Source organism: Dactylosporangium sp. CA-139114, from assembly GCF_050955725.1.
Classification (GTDB): Bacteria; Actinomycetota; Actinomycetes; order Mycobacteriales; family Micromonosporaceae; genus Dactylosporangium.
Genome location: NZ_CP192080.1, coordinates 8,181,813 through 8,198,420 on the forward strand (window position 1 = coordinate 8,181,813; position 16,608 = coordinate 8,198,420).

Below are 16,608 nucleotides of genomic sequence, written 5' to 3' on the forward strand. Positions count from 1 at the left end.
CGCTGCGCGGCGGGCGTCAGAGGGCGTGGCGGGGGCGGTGTTCCTGGTCTCGGTCTGGTCGCGGGATTCGGGTCGGCAGCGGGATGGCGGGGCGGCGGGAAGGCAGCGCCGGCAGCGGCGCGGAGCTCGTGGGTTCCTCCTCGGTCTGGTCGGGGGCGTTGCGGGAGCGGCGGCCCGACGGGCCCGACGGGAGCGCTGGGCGCGGCGGTTCGAAGGCGGCGCGCGAGCGGCGGCGCAGCGACAGCAGGGCCGCCGCGCCGAGCAGGACCGCGCCCAGGGCCACGGCCGCCTCGGGCAGGTAGGTGGGGATGCCCAGATACACCGTGATGCCGAGGATTCGCGACAAGCCCCACGGCAGCAGGGCCATCTGGTCGTTCCAGATGGTCAGGGCGCGCTCCAGGCCGAGGAACGACACCAGCCCGCCCAGCACGACGAGGGGCACGCCGACGCCGGCCAGCACCACGGCCGTCGCCCGGCGGCGGGGCAGCGAGTAGCGGTCGCGCAGGACCAGGGCCACGGCGACGAAGAGCCAGGCGAACGCGGCGAAGGCGATGGCGACGTACACCGAGCGGCGCACCGGGTCGGTCCAGAAGGCGAACCAGTAGCCGCCGGGGCCGCGCAGGATCATCGCGGTCAGCAGGATCACGGTGCGCAGCATGGCCACGCCGCCGATGGCGGCCCACAGGTGGAACGGGTCGCGGCGGCCGGCCAGGACCCGTGCGGTCAGGGCGAACAGCAGCCAGCCGCCCAGGCTGACCACGAGGTGGGCGGGCGCGGCGAACCACGTGTAGACGAGCCGGGACAGCATGAGGGCGGCGACCGGGATCGCGATCACGAGCAGGCGGTCGAGGCGGCTCGGCAGCGGTGCGAGATCGGCCAGGCGCCACGGGCGGGTCGCGCCGAGCCAGAGCGCGCGCATCCCGGTGGAGCGGCCGACGGCGCCGACGAGCAGCAGGAGCACCACGAGGCCGAGCAGGATCCGGGCCAGCACGGCCATCAGGGGGTCGCGGTCGGCGCGGGCCGCGCCGATGTCGGCGGCGGTGAAGTTGTACGCCGGCAGGTCCACGTCCCCGCCGTAGCGCGCCGTGTGCGCGTCGCGGGCCGCGCGATACCGCCCCTCCGCGTCCTGCCACGCCGTGCGCGCCGACGCCGAGCCGGTGTCGAGCCACTGGGCGTGCCGCAGGACCATGGCGCGGTAGGCGCCGAGGGTGCGGAACAGGTCCGTCTCGTAGGCGAGGGTGTCGAGCAGTTTCGCCCGCAGCGTCGCGTCGCGCCACGTCACCGGGTCGGTGGCCGCGATCGTCTCGTGCATCGAGGCGGCCAGGGCCACGGCGCGGTCGCCCTCGGCGATGGCCTGCTCGAGGTGGTCGCGGCTGACGGCGTAGATGCTGTCCAGCGCCGCGGAGTCACCGGTGACGATGTCCCACTCGAAGATCCACATCATCGGCGGGGGTTCGAGGCCGAGCGCCTCGACCTTGTCGTCGGCGTAGGGGCCCAGGTAGAGACCCTTGGTGACCGCCTCACGGGACATCGACATCATGCGGCAGATCGCGGTGACGGTCGCCGGGTCGTCGGAGAAGGTCTGCCGGGCCCAGTCGGCGGTGATCCGGGCCGCCGGGATCGCCGGGTCCCAGGCGAGCCGGCCGAGGGCGTAGGAGTTGAGGTCGTACAGCTGCCAGAAGCCCGAACGCAGCAGGAGCGTCATCGGCCCGGCGCGCAGCGGACCGCCGTCCTGGGTCCAGGTCCACACGCCCTCGACGTGGGGGTTGGCGGCGAGAAAGCGCTGCAGGGCCTGCTGGTGCAGGCCGGTCAGGTCGTTGGGCAGCGAGCCGAACGCCTCGAACTCCCGCCGCGACTGGAACTCCACGATGCGCCGCTGCGCGCCGACCTCCAGCGTCGCGTTGAACGGCAGGTGGCTGTAGAAGTCGCCGAGCGTGTACTTCGTCGACACGATCAGGTGCGCGTTGTCGAAGTCGCCGAGGACCTGTTCGTAGGCGGCCGGGTCGGTGTGCAGGTCACCGACCGCGCCGACGCCGACGGTCCAGGTGCGGAAGATGATGTCGCGGCCGGCCTCGCCCGCGGCCTGCAGCAGCGTATCGAGCATGGTGCGCACGGCCCGCGGGGTGGTGACCGCGATCCGCGACGCGTAGTCCCAGCCGGGCTGCTTGTAGACGTCGCCGCCCTCGCCCACGCGGATCATGAGCCCGCCGACGAACGGCATGCGCTCGAAGAGCTCGGCCAGGCCCAGCGCGTAGACCCGCCAGAAGTGCGGATCCTCGACCTTCAGGCCGCCGTAGGTCCGCTCCAGGTAGCGCTGCAGCGGGGGCGACAGCGCGAGCATGTCGGTGAGCAGGTAGACCTTCATGCCCATGTCGGCGGCGTAGCGGAACACGGGCGCGAAGGCGGCGGTGAGCGCCTCGGCGCGGGCGATGTGCGAGTCGTCGCGGGGATAGACCGCGTGCCCGTCGCCGACCCGGCTGAACGCGAGGTATTCCAGGAAGCCGGGCAGGACCACGGCGTTGTACCCCTGGGCGAGCGAGTGGTCGACGAACTGGTGGAACTGCCGGGAGATCCGCTCGACGGCGACCTGGTCGACCCACGGCGCGGCCGGCAGCAGGGCGCCGCCGACGACGTCGGTGTTGAGCGAGTAGTCGGTGCCCGCGGCGAACGCGGCGACGTCGGGCTCGCGGCCGACCGAGCCGGCGTCGGTGAGCCTCAGCCCGAGGCGGGGCTTGACGACCTCGCCCCGCCGGTCCTCGGGCAGCGGCGGCTCGCCCGAGCGGATGCGGTCGGCCAGTGCGTAGAGCCCGGAGGCGGCACCGGTCTCGTCGCCGCCGGTGAGCGCGAGGGGCTCGTCGAGGCGGTAGGAGCCCGCGGGAATGGCCTCATCCACATGTACCGTCAAATCGGCCGGACCGTCGGCGCCGATCACCGGCCGGGCGCTCCCGCGGGCCACGAGAGCGTCGGCGACCGCCGTGGCCGCCAGGCTGAGCCGGGGCGAGGACGGCACCGAGATCGACGCGATCGCGACGGGCGCGGCCGGGCCGACCTCGGCGACGGCGGAGCGCTCCACCGGGATCGCGGCCCGGTCGAAGCGCAGGCCGAGGGCCCCGCCGACGCCCAAGGCCACGAGCGCGCCCAGCATCAGCAGCACCACCAGGGCGGTGAGCGGGATGCGAGCACGTCGTCGGGTCACGTTCGGCATCGTAGGCCCGGGGTCCGACAAATTCCGAGAGTGATCACCCGGGCATGACTGTGCGTGCTGGCGTGGTGACTCGCCCGCTCAGCCGGCGCCGAAACAGACGAAACTCTCCGCGCTGGCCCGGTCGCGGGGCCCGGCGGCGGCCTGGGCCGCGGCGAGCGCGGCGGCCGGGCCGAGTCCCGTGGCGAGCCGGCCGTAGAAGGCGCGCATGAGGTGGCGGGTGGCCCCGTCGTCGACGGGCCCGGTGGATGCGATGACGGTGGCGGTACCCATGTTCAGCAGTGCCGCCACGAGTCCCATGAGCTCGTCTCCGGGGTGCACGGCGGCCAGGCCGGTGTCGCAGCCGGACAGCACCAGCAGGCCGGGCGGGCGTCGCAGGGCGGTGAGGTCGTACACCGTGAGCGGCCCGTCGGCGAGCATGAGGAACGAGAACAGCGGGTTGTCCACCCGGAACTCCCCGTGCGCGGCGATGTGCCCGATCGCGGCCCCGTCCAGCGCGGTCAGGGCGGGCTCGACCCGCGCCCGGTCGCCGGCCAGCACCGTGGCGCCCGCACGGTCCGCGGCGATCTCCCGCACCTCGTCGGCCGCCTGCTCCGCCGAATGGGCTCCCACCAGCACCAGCTTGCCGTCCACAGTGGACGATGTCGCGCAGCGCAACCATATCGTCGCGGAGGGTGCGACGGTCAGTGAGCGCCCGCGGAGGCGGGGTAGCATTCCCCACGGCAGCGCGTGGAGGGCTCCGGTCGGCACCAGGACCAGCGGCCCGTCGCCGAGCAGATCGGCGAGCGGGCCCAGCAGGAGCCGGTCGAGCACCTCGGCGCGCCGCTCGAGTCGCTCGCCACCCGCGGCGTGTCCCAGCACCTGGTTGTGCAGGGCGAACCTCAGCGACTCCAGCTCGGCTCGCACCGCCTCGATCTCGCCGACGATGCGATGCGTGACCCTGCGCCCGCGCACGACGAGGGCATGCAGGCGCCCGTCGATGTCCAGCAGTTCGACGAGCACCCGCTCCCCCAGCGCCGTGGCCAGCGTGGGGAGGGACAACTCCACAGCGTTGGGCGAAGAACCGGGCGCACGCCACGAGCGGCGGCGGATCTCGGCCTCCAGCACGCGCTGCCGCCGCAGCAGCCGGCTGGTGCGCTGGGGTCCCGTCGGGGCCGCGGCGAGCTCGCCGTTGATCCGGCGCAGCTCGGTCAGGTGCCGGGCGACGACCGGGTCGGTGGACGGGTGCGTCGGCGGCAGGGAGAGGGCGGCGGCGCGGCATCGCTGGGCCCAGGCCAGGGCGGAGGCCGGTCCGCCGTGGACCAGGGCGAGCCGCAGCCGCAGGCCGGCCAGGGCCGCCGTCTCCGCACTGCCGCGCACGCGCAGCTCGGTGGCGCCGAGGCTGGCCCGGTAGGCGTCGGCCTGGCGCAGGCCGGAGGTGGCCGCCCGCACCGACTCCGCGACGGCGCCGGAGGCGAGCTCCAGGCGGGCGCGGATGTGCCACCACCGCACCCGCAGCGGGGCCGGGCCGAGCTTGGCGGCGCCGCCCGCTTCGGTGAGCAGCTCGCGGGCCGTGTAGAGCTCGCCGAGGTCGACCGCGAGCTGGGCGGCGTCGAGCAGCGCGTCCCAGCCGGGCTGCAGCCAGCCGGCCTCGAGCAGGTGCGCGGCGACGGTGCGCAGGTCGCGCAGGGTGCCGCGGTTGGCCTTGCCGAGCGCGACGACGGCCGCGAGCTCGGCGACCCGGGCGCGGGCCATCCACACGCTGCGCCCCTGGCGCTGGAACACCCGGCGCGCGGTGGCGGCCGCGGTCTTCGACTCGTCCGGGGTGCCGGCGGCGAGGCCGTGCCGGGCGAGCATGAGGTGGGCCTGGCCGAGCACCGAGTCGAGGTGGCCGTCGGTGCAGGCGTCGATGGCGGCCCGGATCGCGGCGTCGGCCTCGGGCAGCAGCCGCACCGACAGCAGCAGGTCGGCGCGGTCGAGCAGGCTGACCGCGTCGACGCCGGTGCTCCACAGCCGGTCGTGGGCCCGGTCGTAGCGGGCCAGGGCGGTGGGCACGTCGCCGGCCTGGGCCGCGACGAAGCCGAGGTTGTGCTCCACCTGGGCGGCGGCGGTGGCCATGCCGAGCCGGTTGTAGAGCGCCTGGGCGGCGCGCAGGTCGGCCTCGGCCTGCTTGAGGTTGCCGCGGAAGCCGTGCAGGACGCCGCGGTTGGTGAGGGTCCGCGCCTCCCACACCTGGTCGCCGGTGGTGCGGAAGGCGCGCAGGGCGCCGCGGTAGAGCTCCATGGCCTGATGGTCGAAGCCGAGCCGGCGCAGGATGAGGGCCCGCTGCATGGTCGCGCGGGCGCGCCGGGGGCCGTGCAGCTCCGCGACCGCCCGGTCGATCTCCTTGAGGGCGGCGCTCGGGCGGCCGAGGTCGTCGAGGATCAGGGCGTGGCTCATGCGGGCCTCGGCCTCGTGGACCTTGAGCCCGTGGCGGCGGGCGACGCTCATCGAGGCGCGAAGATGCCGGGCGGCCCCGGCGGCGTCGTGGCGGGCGCGGGCCACCAGGCCGAGGGCGCGCAGGGCCACCGCCTCGCGGCCCGGGTCGCCGTCGCGGCGGGCGTCACGCAGCGCCGCCTCGGCGAGATGCTTGGCCTTGCCCGGGTCCGCCATGACAATCGGGAGCAGCCGCTGCGCCAGCTCGTCGTCGGCGGCGGGGAGCACGGACGCTGCCGTCATGGTTGCATCCTGCCAAAGGCTCGGATGTGTATCACGGGGCCCGGAGCGCGACTCATGTCACCGGCCTCATTGTTGATCCGTTTTGGGGAGCATTCATGTCCGTACCGAATGATCGTCTTCGACGGTGGGAGCAGGTCCGCACCGAGCGCCTGTCCACCTTGCCGTGGTTGCGCACCGAAGTACAGTCCGGCCGGCCGGTGCGCTTCGTCGCCGACGAGATCCTGGTCTCCGACCACGGGGCCGGGATCGCGCACCGCACCCTGGCCGGCCTCGGCCACCGGTCCAGCGACATCAAGGAGGACGAGCCGCACCCGGGGCTGCGCCGGCTCAAGACCCGCGGGCTCGACATCGCGGCCGCCGTCCGCCAGCTGCGTGGCCAGCTGCCCGACGCCGTCGTCGGCCCGAACCACGTGTTCCTGTCGACCCCGCACGAGCACGGCGGCCCGTTCGGCCCGCCCGTGGCCGCCGATGCTCCCCCGTCCAAGCTCGCCCCTTCGGCCGGAGGTGCATCGTCCGTCCGGGTCGTTGTGATGGACACCGGGGTGTACGTCGACAGCCCGCTCCCGGCCGGCTGCTACTCGGCCACGGCGGAGAACGTCGAGACCGTCCTCGACGGCGACAACGACGGCGAGCTCGACTCCGACGTCGGGCACGCGAACTTCATCGCGGGGGTCGTGGTGCAGGGCACCGACGCCGCGCAGATCCGCATCGTGAAGGTGCTCGACAGCTTCGGCATGTGCACCGAGGCCGACCTGGCCGCCGCGATCACCGGGCTCACCGACGTCGACGTGCTGAACCTTTCGCTCGGCGGGTTCTCGGTCGGCGACCAGCCGCCGGCGATCCTCTCGGCGGCGCTGTCGACCTTCCTGTCCGGCACCGGGCGGGTCGTCGTCGCGGCGGCGGGCAACGACGGCGTCCACGACCGCCCGTTCTGGCCGGCGGCGTTCGCCGCGAGCGGCTCGCCGTGGGCGGGGCAGATCCTCGCGGTGGCGGCGCACGACGGCAACGGGGTCTGCGACTGGAGCAACCGCGGGCCGTGGGTGAGCCTGGTGGCGCCGGGCGCGGACATCGTCAGCACCTTCATCCACCACCCGGGCTTCGCGTCGGGCTGGGCGGCGTGGAGCGGGACCTCGTTCGCGACGCCGAAGGTGGTGGCGGCCCTGGTCGAGCGCACGGCGGCGGCCGGGTCCGTGGTGGCGGCGGCGGACCAGGTGCGGGCGGAGGCCTCGCAGCAGCAGCTGGGCGGGTTCCCCTCGCTGCGCTGAGCGAGGATCGCACGGGGGAGGGCGCTGCGGGCGGCGAACCGCAGCGCCCGGTGTGGGCCGCGCCGCGCACCTCCGCACAACCCCGGAACGACCGGACCACGGCCTCCGGTGCCGCCGCGACCGCCACACGCGCGGCGCCTTGAGGCCGACGCGATGCCACGCGCAGCGGTCGCGTCACCGCACGCTTGCGGAAGGGTCGAACCGCCACACTCACGCACCCTGAGCCCCACGCGATGCCACTCGCGCAGCGGACCGCCCCACCGCACGCCTGCGGAAGGGGTCGCCGTATCACCGCGCCCGTTGTGGACCGCGCACCTCCGCACGCCCCCGGCACGACCGGACTGCGGCGTCCGGGGCCGCCGCAACCGCCACGCACGCGGCCGAGCGGGCCGCCGACCGCCGGGCGAGGTTGCGCGCCCCGAGCGGCCGCACACCGCCGCACGCCGCCAGGCGCCGGCCGAGCAGACGGCGTGGCGCCAGCAACGCGGGTGAGCGAACGGACGAATCGGCGCCGGCGCGTCAGAGCATGGGCCGCCCGGCGAACCTGCCGCGAAGCGAGCACATCGGCGACGAGCCGCAAAGCGAGCACGGTCGCAGCGCCACCACGACTTCGAGCGCGCCCAGGGCCGGCCTCCTTCACGCGGTGCTCACGCAGCGGCGACTCCGGCGGGTCGGCGACCGGGCGCGGCTCGTCACCGCGTTCGCGGGGTTCCGGGGCGCGGTGTCGCCGGCCCCCGCGCTCGCGGTACCCTCCGCGGTGGCCGAACCTGACCTCATCGTCTTCGTCACGTCGGGCGTCGTCGTGCTCACCCTGCTGTTCGGGCTCCGCGCGCCGGCCGTCGTACGCTGGGCGCGCTGGCCCGAGGACGGCGGCGGGCGGCAGGAGCTGCTGCCGGCCCAGTCCACGGCGGTCCGGGAGGCGCTGGACGCGCCGCCGAGGAGCTGGCGGTCTCGCGGTTGCGGAAGGAGTACGAGCAGCATCTCGCGGGCGACGAGAAGCACGACCGTGTGGAGCGGATCGAACACGAACAGTACACGACGCTGAAGCTGCAACTCCTGGCCCACAAACGGGCGACGGTCGTGCGCCTGCGGGATGAACGACGGATCGATGACGTGGTGCTCAGGCAGTCGCAGGGCAGACTTGACATCGAAGAGGTTCGACTCATAGGCACCTATACGACAGAGTGAACCAACCGATTGCCCGACCTGCACGGCGGGCGCGGGCATGCTGAGATGTCCCTTTCACGGCAACTGGGCGGGATCTGATCTTGAAAACGCTGGCGGACCGGTACCGGCTGGACTACGCGATCGGCGCGGGCGGCATGGGCATCGTGTGGCGCGCCCGTGACCTGCGGCGGCAGCTCATGGTGGCGATCAAGGAAGTACGGCTGCCGGAGCTCATGACGACCGCGGAACGCGACCGGGTGAACCGCGAGGCGCGGGCCGCCGGGCGCGTCGAGCACCCCGCGATCGTGCGGGTCCACGAGGTCGTCGTCACCGATGACGGGCCGTGGATCGTGATGGATCTCGTCGAGGGCCGCTCCCTCGGCGAGCGCGTCAGCACCGAGGGCCCGCTGCCGGCGGCCGAGGGTGCGCGGCTCGGCCTGGTGCTGCTCGACGCCCTCGCGGCCGCGCACGCCGCGGGCATCACGCACGGTGACGTCAAGCCGGCCAACGTGCTGCTCCCGGCGGACGGGACCGCCCTGCTCACCGACTTCGCCGTTGCCGCCATGCTCGACGGACACCTCCCGCTGAGCGACCCCGCGTTCGTCGCACCCGAGCGCCGCCAGACCGGCGAGGGCGGCCCCGAGGCCGATCTCTACTCGCTCGGGGCGACCCTGGCGCTCGCCTCCCCCGACGCCGCGCCCGAGATCGTCGCCGCCCTCATGCACGAGGACCCCCGGGCCCGGCCGTCGCTCGAGGCCGTGCGCGCGGCGCTGTCCGTCGTGGCCGGGCATCCGGCCGTTGTACTCCCCGAAGGCCCGGCAACACCCGACCGGACGGACACCTCGGCCCCCGCGACCGAGCCCGGCACGGCCGGCGCCGTCGGAGCGGGCCCCGCCGCGACCACGATCGCCATGGCCCTCAGCGGCACACCGACCGAGCCCGAGCCCGCGGACAACACCACCACACCCGGCGAATCCGGCGCACCAGACGAAGCCCCCGAAACCACCGCAAGCCCGAACGGCCCCGCAGCCTCGGCGAGCGGGCGCGACGGCGCGGACGTCACGCAGGAGCAGCCCCTCGTCACCGCCGCGCTCACCGAAGCCACCCTGCCGCCCGAAGCCGCGCCCGCGGCACCGGCATCCGCCGAGGCCGCCCAAGCGACGAAGCACGAGCGCCCCGCACCGCCGGGCATCCGCTCCGAGCTCAAGGTAGCCGCGCTCATCGGCGCCGGCGTGCTCGCGTTCCTCATCGCCGTCGCGTTCTTCCTCGACGGCGGCAGCCCCACGAGCGCGAACCAGGCCGCCGCCCAGACGAGCTCCGCCACCGACGCGGCCCTGGTGAACACCGAGCCCTCCCCGTCACCGTCCGACGATCCCCCCTCGCCGAGCGTCGAGCCGTCCCCATCGTCGCAGCCGCCGACCACGACCCGGGCACCGAAGACGACCCGCCCCACGACGAGCTCGCCGAAGCCCCCCACGGTCACGTCGGCGAAGATCGGGCTCAACCCGGTGACGTACAGCGGGCCCTGCTCCGGCAACGGGCTCGACGTCCAGGTGACCGTGACGATCACCACGAATCAGCCCGGCACGAAGGTGACGTTCGCGACCACGGGCAGGGCCGCCAAGACGGTCACCGCGGTCGACGGGACCTACACCGAGACCTATCGCGTACGGGTCGACAGCAGCCGGAAGTACTCGTTCCCGATGACCCTGAGCGTGACCAGCCCGGGCACCACGACGGACTCGCTGACCTTCACCAACGCCTGCACCAAGCCCTAGAGCACCGCTCGCGTTCGTCTAGGATGTTGCGCCGGGCGACAACGCAACACACCACGATGTGCGTCTAGGTTTACGACCGCAGCACGTTGACCGTCATCTGCCGGAAGGTGGTCGCATGACCGACGACGACGCCACGCGCGACGGGCTGCCCAGGTTCATCTACGGGGAGTACACGGGCGAGATCAAGCTGCCACCGCGGCCCGAGGAGGACCAGGCCGACGGTCCGATGGATCGCAAGACCAAGATCCTCGTGGCGAGCGGCGGCGCGGCCCTCGTGCTGATCATCGGGCTCGTCGTCGCGGCGCTGAGCACCAGCAGCGGGCCGGACGCCACGCCCGCCGCGGCCAACCCGGAGTCCTCGGTGGCGAGCGTGTCGTCCTCCGCCGCACCGGTGCCGGTCGATGACGCCGCCCAGCCGACCCAGTCGTGGCCGCAGCTGAAGAACGACGACATCCCCGGCGGCAAGCCCGCGACGTCGGCCAACCCGGGCAACCCGGGCGCCACCAAGACCACCAAGCCGGCGACGCAGACCACGAAGCCCGAGGGCAAGCCGACCCACAAGCCGCCGAAGCCCTCGCTCCCGGGACCGCGATGACCGAACCCGGCTCAGCGGAAGAGGGGTTGGCGGGGAGCCCTGGCGGCTTTCCGGCGCCCCCACCGGAGGGCCTGTCGCGGCGTGCCGTCGCGCTGCTGGCCGGCGGCGGGCTCGCGGCCGTGCTCGTGGTCGGGGTCGCGCTGGTGGCGCTGACCACCGGCGACGGGGATCGTCCGCGCCCACCGGCGGCGGTGCGGGACACGCCGCAGCCGGTCGTGCCCGAGGACCCGGCGACGATCGGGCCGGCCGCGACCGCACTGCGCACGACGGCGTCGGCGCGGCCGTCGGCCACGAAGACCCGGCCGGCCTCGGCCGCGCCGACGAGCCCGGCCGGGCCGCGGGTGCTCACGGTCACGGTGACCGCCGACCCGGACCGGTTCACCACCTGCCGCGGCACGCTCGTCACCAAGCTCACCGTGCGCATGACGCTGAGCGAGCCGGGGCTGCAGGTGCAGTACACGATCAACGAAACGTCCCCCGTGCGCCGGACGGCCTCGGGCACCACCTTCAGCGAGACGACACGGGCCACGGTCGGTCAGTCCCAGGGCGGGCACCAGGTGCGCGTCGCCGTGTCGAAGCCGAGCACCGCGAGCGCCACGACGGTCATCGAGGTCGACTGCGGCAGATGAATGTTCGTGAATCCCCCACGATTGGTTACGATCTATGTACCAACCGTGACGGGGATGATCGGCCATGCTCGACGCGCGGAGCCTGCTCGTGTACTGCACGACGAACCAGGCCCTGCGCTGCGCCCCGATCGCCGACCGGCCGCACGGCGGGCTCGTGGTCGCGCCGCACCAGGGCGACGAGCGCGGCCTGCTCGAGACCGCGGCCTACCTGCGCGGACGCGCCCGCTTCGGCGCCCCGCTGCTGCTCGACGCGGCCCGGTACGCGGGTCCGGACCGGCTGCCGGCCAGCGCCCCGTTCAACCCGCGCTGGCTGCGTCGCCAGCGCGAGCTGGGCCTGCCGGTGCTCACCGACTCCGGATACGTCGACGCCGGCGACGAGCGCGGCCTCGCCGGCATCCTGCGCCGCACGATGGCGATCCCCGGCGCCGTCGCCGTGCTGCCGCTGCACCCGGCCTGGCTGCGCGACCGGCTCCACCTGAGCGTCCTCACCGGCCACCTGCGCGCCGCCGCGGTGCCGGTCGCCCTGGTGCTGGAGGCGCGGGCCGACCCGTTCGCGCTCGACGGGTGCGTGCCCGGGCTGCTGGCGGTCCTCGGCTGCGGGGTGCCCGTCCTGCTGCTGCGCTGCGACCTGTCCTCGCTCGGCGCGCTGTGCCACGGGGCGGTCGCGGCGGCCGTCGGCACCGTCGCCGCGCTGCGCCACCTCGCGCCCCGCGAGGCCGACGGGGTGCGCCCGCCGTCGACGATCTTCCGGCCCACGATGTCGTACCGCCGGATCAGCGCGATCCAGCGCGCCAAGCGGACCCGTCCCGACCCGCGGCTGTGGTCCTGCGACTGCCCGGTCTGCGCGGGCCGGGACCTCGACTGGATGGCCGGCCTCGGCGACCGCGAGCGCGAGGTCCCCGCGTTCGAGCACGCCGCGGCCGTGCTGTTCGCGCTGCGCGACGAGCTGCTCGGCGACGGGCGGCCCCTCCCCCGCGCCGCGCGCGACTGGGCCGCCCGGTGCGCCGAGGCCGCCTTCCGCGAGTGGGAGCTCGGCTGGACCGTCACCCCGATGCTGCGCCACTGGCGGGACACGGGCCCGAATCCGGTCGATCTGCGCCTGGCGAGCTGACAGAATCCGGCGGTGTACGCGACCCTCTTCGTGCTCGGGATCCGGCGCTGGTCCGCATACCGCACCGCGGCCTTCGGGGCCGCGTTCACCAACTGCGTGTTCGGCCTGATCCGCTCGGCCGTGATGCTCGCCGTCGTCACCACCGCGGGCGGGACGCTCGGCGGCTACGACCGGACGGCCACGGCGACGTACGTGTGGCTCGGCCAGGCGCTCGCCGGGCCCGTCGGCCTCTTCGGCTGGGGCGAGCTGGCGCAGCGCATCCGCTCCGGGGACATCGCGGTGGACCTCGCCCGCCCCGCCGACCCGATGCTGTCCTTCCTCGCCGCCGACCTCGGCCGGGCCGCGTTCTCGCTGCTGCCCCGGGGCATCCCGCCGCTGCTCGTCGGCGCGCTCGTGACCGGGCTGGCGCTGCCGCACGTCCCGGGGCCCTACGTCCTCGGCGCGCTCAGCGTGGCGATCGCGAGCGCGCTGGCGTTCGCGTGCCGATGGCTGGTCAACCTGAGCGCGTTCTGGCTGCTGGACCTGCGCGGGCCGATGACGCTGTACCTGGTGCTGTCCAACGTCCTGTGTGGACTCGTGGTGCCGGTCCGCTGGTTCCCGCACTGGCTCGCCGTGCTGGCCTCGGCGACGCCGTTCCCCTCGCTGCTGCAGGCGCCGATCGACGTGCTCACGGGCAAAGCCGGGGCGGCCACGGTACTGACGCAGGCTCTCTGGCTCGCCGGTCTGCTCGTCCTCGGGCGCCTCGTCTTCGCGCTCGGGGCGCGCAAGCTGGTGGTCCAGGGTGGCTGAGCGGCCCTATCTCACCCTGGCGCGCATGCACGTGCGCGCCCAGACGGTCTACCGCGGTTCGTTCGCCATCGAGCTGTTCGCGAGCGTGGGCGCGACCGTCAGCGGGCTGGGCGAGATGTACGTCGTCTTCGCCAACGTCCCCGCGCTCGGCGGCCTGACGCTGCCGGCGGCGCTGCTCGTCTTCGCCCTCGGGCACATCTCGATGAGCCTCGCCGACCTGTGCTTCGGCCACCTCGACGTGCTGCCGACCTACCTGCGCGCCGGCACGCTCGACGCGTTCCTGCTGCGCCCGCTGCCGGTCCTGCCGCAGCTCATCAGCGCCGAGCTGTCGCTGCGCCGGCTCGGGCGGACCGCGGCCGGGGCGGTCGTCGCGGCGCTGGTCCTGGCCCGGCTCGACGTGCGGTGGACGGCGGCGAACGTGGCCCTCGTCGCGCTCACCGTGCTCAGCGGGGCGGCCGTCTTCGCCGCGCTGTTCACGGCCGCGGCCGCGGTGCAGTTCTGGCTCGTCGACGGGGCCGACATCACCTCGTCGTTCGTCTACGGTGGACAGTACGCGTCGCAGTTCCCGGCCACGATCTACCCGGATCCGGTGCGGGTGCTGTTCACGTTCGTGGTGCCGACGGCGTTCGTGGCCTACCTGCCGGCGCTGACCCTGCTGCGGCTGCCGCCACCGCCGGGGTTTCCACTGTGGATCGGCTGGTGCGCCCCGCTCGCCGCGGCGGCGGTGTGGGCCGTCGCGCTGCTCGGCTGGCGGTCCGGGCTGCGCCACTACACGGGAGCGGGATCATGATCATCGAGGTGGACGGGCTGCGGCGGCACTTCGGCAAGGTGGCCGCCGTCGACGGGCTCTCGTTCGGCATCGAGGCGGGCGCGGCGGTCGGCTACATCGGGGCCAACGGCGCCGGGAAGTCCACGACCATCAAGATGCTCACCGGCATCCTGCGGCCCACCGCCGGCTCGGTGCGCACCTGCGGCCTGGAGCCGATGCGGCAGCGGCGACGCCTGGCCCGGCGCATCGGCGTCGTCTTCGGCCAGCGCAGCCAGCTGTGGTGGGACCTGCCGCTGCGCGACTCGTACCGCGCGCTGGGCGCCATCCACCGCCTCGAGCACCGTCCGCGCCTGGCCGAGCTCAGCGAGCGGCTCGACCTCGCGCCCTTCCTGGACACGCCGGTGCGTCAGCTCTCCCTCGGCCAGCGCATCCGCGGCGAGGTGGCGGCCGCCCTGCTGCACTCCCCGGAGCTGCTCATCCTCGACGAGCCGACGATCGGGCTCGACGTGCTGAGCAAGGAGCGGCTGCGCACCTTCCTCGTGGAGCAGCGCGAGCTCGGCACCACGCTGCTGCTGGCCACGCACGACATGGGCGACGTGCGCCGGCTGACCGACCGCCTGCTCGTCGTCGACCACGGCCGGCTCGCCTTCGACGGCCCCCTGGACGCGCTGGCCCGGCAGGTCGGCGCCGAGCGCATCCTCGTGCTCGACCTCGCCGAGCCGGCCCCGCCGCTGGACGCGGTGCCCGGGGCGCGGCTGGTCGGCGTGGAGGCCGGCGGGCTGCGGCAGCGGCTGTCGTTCGCGCCCGGCACGACGACGGTGGCCGCGATCCTGGCCTCGGTGGCGGCCACGGCCCAGGTGCACGACCTCACGATCGAGGAGCCCGACATCGAGGGCGTGGTGCGGCAGCTCTATTTGCTAGCGTCAAGCCCGTGACCCTGGCTGGTGCTGACGTCCTGCGCGCTGTCTCCCTCGTCCGGACCGCCTTCGCCGACGTGCCCGACGACGGCTGGGACCGGCCGGCGGGCACGCTGTCGTGGACGTGCTGGGAGACCATGGAGCACATGGCCGACGACCTGTTCGCCTACGCGGGCCAGATCGCCGTGCCCGACTCCCCCGAGGACACCTACGTGCCGTTCGCGTGGCGCCCGCTGCGCGAGGGCGGCCCGGCGAACACCATCTTCGTCGAGGCCAAGAGCGGGACGCTGGGCCTGCTGCGCTCACTGTCGGCCTGCGGCGCGATGCTCGCGGCCGTGGTGGATGCCGCGCCCGCCTCGCGCCGCGGCTACCACCCCTACGGCGTGAGCGACCCGGAGGGCTTCGCCGCGATGGGCGTGGTCGAGGTGCTCGTGCACGCCTGGGACGTCGCCGACAGCGTGAACCGCGCGTGGACGCCGCCGGCCGACCTGTGCCGCGGGGTGCTCGACCGCCTCTTCGTGGAGGTGCCCGAGCGCGACGACCCGTGGCTGGTCCTGTTGTGGGCTACCGGGCGGGCCGAACTGCCCGGCCGGGCGGCACGGACGTCGTGGCGGTGGGACGGCCGCCCGCCGGCGCAGCGGTAGTCCGGAAGGCCTGCCGATACGCGGACGGCGACGTGCGCATCACGTTGGTGAAGTGGTGGCGGAACGTCACCGCGGCGTCGAAGCCCACGGCCGCCGCCACCTGCTCGATCGGCGCGTCGGTGGTCTCCAGCAGCGGCAGGCTCGCCTGGATGCGCTGACGCAGCAGCCACCGGATCGGGCTCGTGCCGGTGGCGCGCGTGAAGTGCCGCAGGTAGGTGCGCGGTGACATGTGCGCCTGCCGCGCCAGCTCGGCGAGGGTCAGCGGCGAGCGCAGGTGCGCCAGCGCCCACGCCAGGCTCGCCGCGATCCGGTCGTCGTCCGCCTCGGCCGGCACCGGGGCCTCGATGAACTGGGCCTGGCCGCCGTCGCGGTGGGGCGGCACGACCAGGCGCCGGGCCACCGCGTTCGCGACCGCCGCCCCGTGGTCGGTGCGCACCACGTGCAGGCACAGGTCGAGCCCGGCGGCGCTGCCGGCGCTGGTCCACACGTCGCCCTCGGCGATGTAGAGCACGTCCGGGTCCAGGTCGAGGTGCGGGAACCGGGCGCGGAAGACGTCCGCGTAGCGCCAGTGGGTCGTGGCGCGGCGGCCGTCGAGCAGACCCGCGGCGGCCAGCGCGAACGCGCCCGAGCAGATGGACAGGATGCGGGCGCCGCGGGCGCGGGCCTCGCGCAGGGCCTCGAGGACCTCCGGCGGCGGGTCGGCGTGCACGGACTCGACGCCGGGGACGATCACGGTGCCGGCCGACGCGAGCAGGTCCAGGCCCGCCGGCGGGTGCAGGGTCGCGCCGCCCACGACGGGGATGGGGGGCGCCGGCCGGGTGCGCGCCGGGGCGCAGATCGTCAGGCGATACCAGGGGATGTCCAGCTCGGGGCGCGGGAGGCCGAAGATCTCGGTCACGATGCCGGTCTCGAACAGGGACATCCCGGCGAAGGCCAGCACCGCGACCGACTCGCCGGCGGGGCTCGGGACTGCGGCACGCATGGCGAGATCTTAGCCAGCAGCGGCGTTTTCGCCACTGGTGTGGGGCCGGACCGCGACCGGAGG

General features: G+C 74.5%; 13 protein-coding genes. 10 read left to right on the top strand and 3 right to left on the bottom strand.

Annotated features, from left to right (window positions below; genetic code table 11):
- Positions 1 to 16: 16 nt before the first annotated feature.
- Positions 17 to 3,196, bottom strand: coding sequence for a hypothetical protein (locus ACQP2P_RS36505; protein WP_433608794.1), 3,180 nt, complete (start codon positions 3,194 to 3,196; stop codon positions 17 to 19).
- An 87-nt stretch (positions 3,197 to 3,283) separates the two neighbouring features.
- Positions 3,284 to 5,899 carry a CHAT domain-containing protein gene (locus tag ACQP2P_RS36510; RefSeq protein WP_433608796.1) on the bottom strand — a complete coding sequence of 872 codons (2,616 nt, stop codon included), beginning with the start codon at positions 5,897 to 5,899 and terminating at the stop codon, positions 3,284 to 3,286.
- 95 nt (positions 5,900 to 5,994) lie between these two features.
- Here ACQP2P_RS36510 and ACQP2P_RS36515 point away from each other — a divergent pair, with 95 nt between their 5' ends.
- From ACQP2P_RS36515 to ACQP2P_RS36560, 10 genes are all read left to right on the top strand, one after another.
- Positions 5,995 to 7,164 (top strand): S8 family peptidase, encoded by a 1,170-nt coding sequence (locus tag ACQP2P_RS36515; protein ID WP_433608798.1) that lies wholly within the window; start codon positions 5,995 to 5,997, stop codon positions 7,162 to 7,164.
- 643 nt (positions 7,165 to 7,807) lie between these two features.
- On the top strand, positions 7,808 to 8,209 hold the full coding sequence (locus ACQP2P_RS36520; protein ID WP_433608800.1) for a hypothetical protein: 402 nt from the start codon (positions 7,808 to 7,810) through the stop codon (positions 8,207 to 8,209).
- A gap of 223 nt (positions 8,210 to 8,432) precedes the next feature.
- Entirely contained in the window at positions 8,433 to 10,109 is a 1,677-nt protein-coding gene (locus ACQP2P_RS36525) for a protein kinase domain-containing protein (RefSeq protein ID WP_433608802.1), read from the top strand.
- A gap of 115 nt (positions 10,110 to 10,224) precedes the next feature.
- Positions 10,225 to 10,704 carry a hypothetical protein gene (locus tag ACQP2P_RS36530; RefSeq protein WP_433608804.1) on the top strand — a complete coding sequence of 160 codons (480 nt, stop codon included), beginning with the start codon at positions 10,225 to 10,227 and terminating at the stop codon, positions 10,702 to 10,704.
- 26 nt (positions 10,705 to 10,730) lie between these two features.
- Positions 10,731 to 11,333 carry a hypothetical protein gene (locus ACQP2P_RS36535; protein ID WP_433608806.1) on the top strand — a complete coding sequence of 201 codons (603 nt, stop codon included), beginning with the start codon at positions 10,731 to 10,733 and terminating at the stop codon, positions 11,331 to 11,333.
- 64 nt (positions 11,334 to 11,397) lie between these two features.
- Positions 11,398 to 12,444, top strand: coding sequence for a hypothetical protein (locus ACQP2P_RS36540; RefSeq protein ID WP_433608808.1), 1,047 nt, complete (start codon positions 11,398 to 11,400; stop codon positions 12,442 to 12,444).
- A 12-nt stretch (positions 12,445 to 12,456) separates the two neighbouring features.
- A complete protein-coding gene (locus tag ACQP2P_RS36545; RefSeq protein WP_433608810.1) occupies positions 12,457 to 13,233 on the top strand; it encodes an ABC transporter permease in 777 nt (258 codons plus the stop codon).
- A complete protein-coding gene (locus tag ACQP2P_RS36550; protein WP_433608812.1) occupies positions 13,226 to 14,023 on the top strand; it encodes an ABC transporter permease in 798 nt (265 codons plus the stop codon). Before ACQP2P_RS36545 ends, ACQP2P_RS36550 begins: the two co-directional genes overlap by 8 nt.
- The gene (locus ACQP2P_RS36555; RefSeq protein ID WP_433608814.1) at positions 14,020 to 14,937 is read left to right on the top strand and encodes an ABC transporter ATP-binding protein; all 918 of its coding nucleotides are present in this window, start codon (positions 14,020 to 14,022) and stop codon (positions 14,935 to 14,937) included. The genes ACQP2P_RS36550 and ACQP2P_RS36555 overlap by 4 nt, the downstream gene beginning before the upstream one ends.
- Positions 14,934 to 15,563: a maleylpyruvate isomerase N-terminal domain-containing protein gene (locus ACQP2P_RS36560; protein ID WP_433608816.1), complete on the top strand. Its 630-nt coding sequence runs from the start codon at positions 14,934 to 14,936 to the stop codon at positions 15,561 to 15,563. The genes ACQP2P_RS36555 and ACQP2P_RS36560 overlap by 4 nt, the downstream gene beginning before the upstream one ends.
- Here the strand turns inward: ACQP2P_RS36560 and ACQP2P_RS36565 are convergent.
- Positions 15,484 to 16,545, bottom strand: a complete 1,062-nt coding sequence (locus tag ACQP2P_RS36565) for a helix-turn-helix domain-containing protein (protein ID WP_433608818.1) — start codon at positions 16,543 to 16,545, stop codon at positions 15,484 to 15,486. The genes ACQP2P_RS36560 and ACQP2P_RS36565 overlap by 80 nt on opposite strands.
- Positions 16,546 to 16,608: the final 63 nt, after the last annotated feature.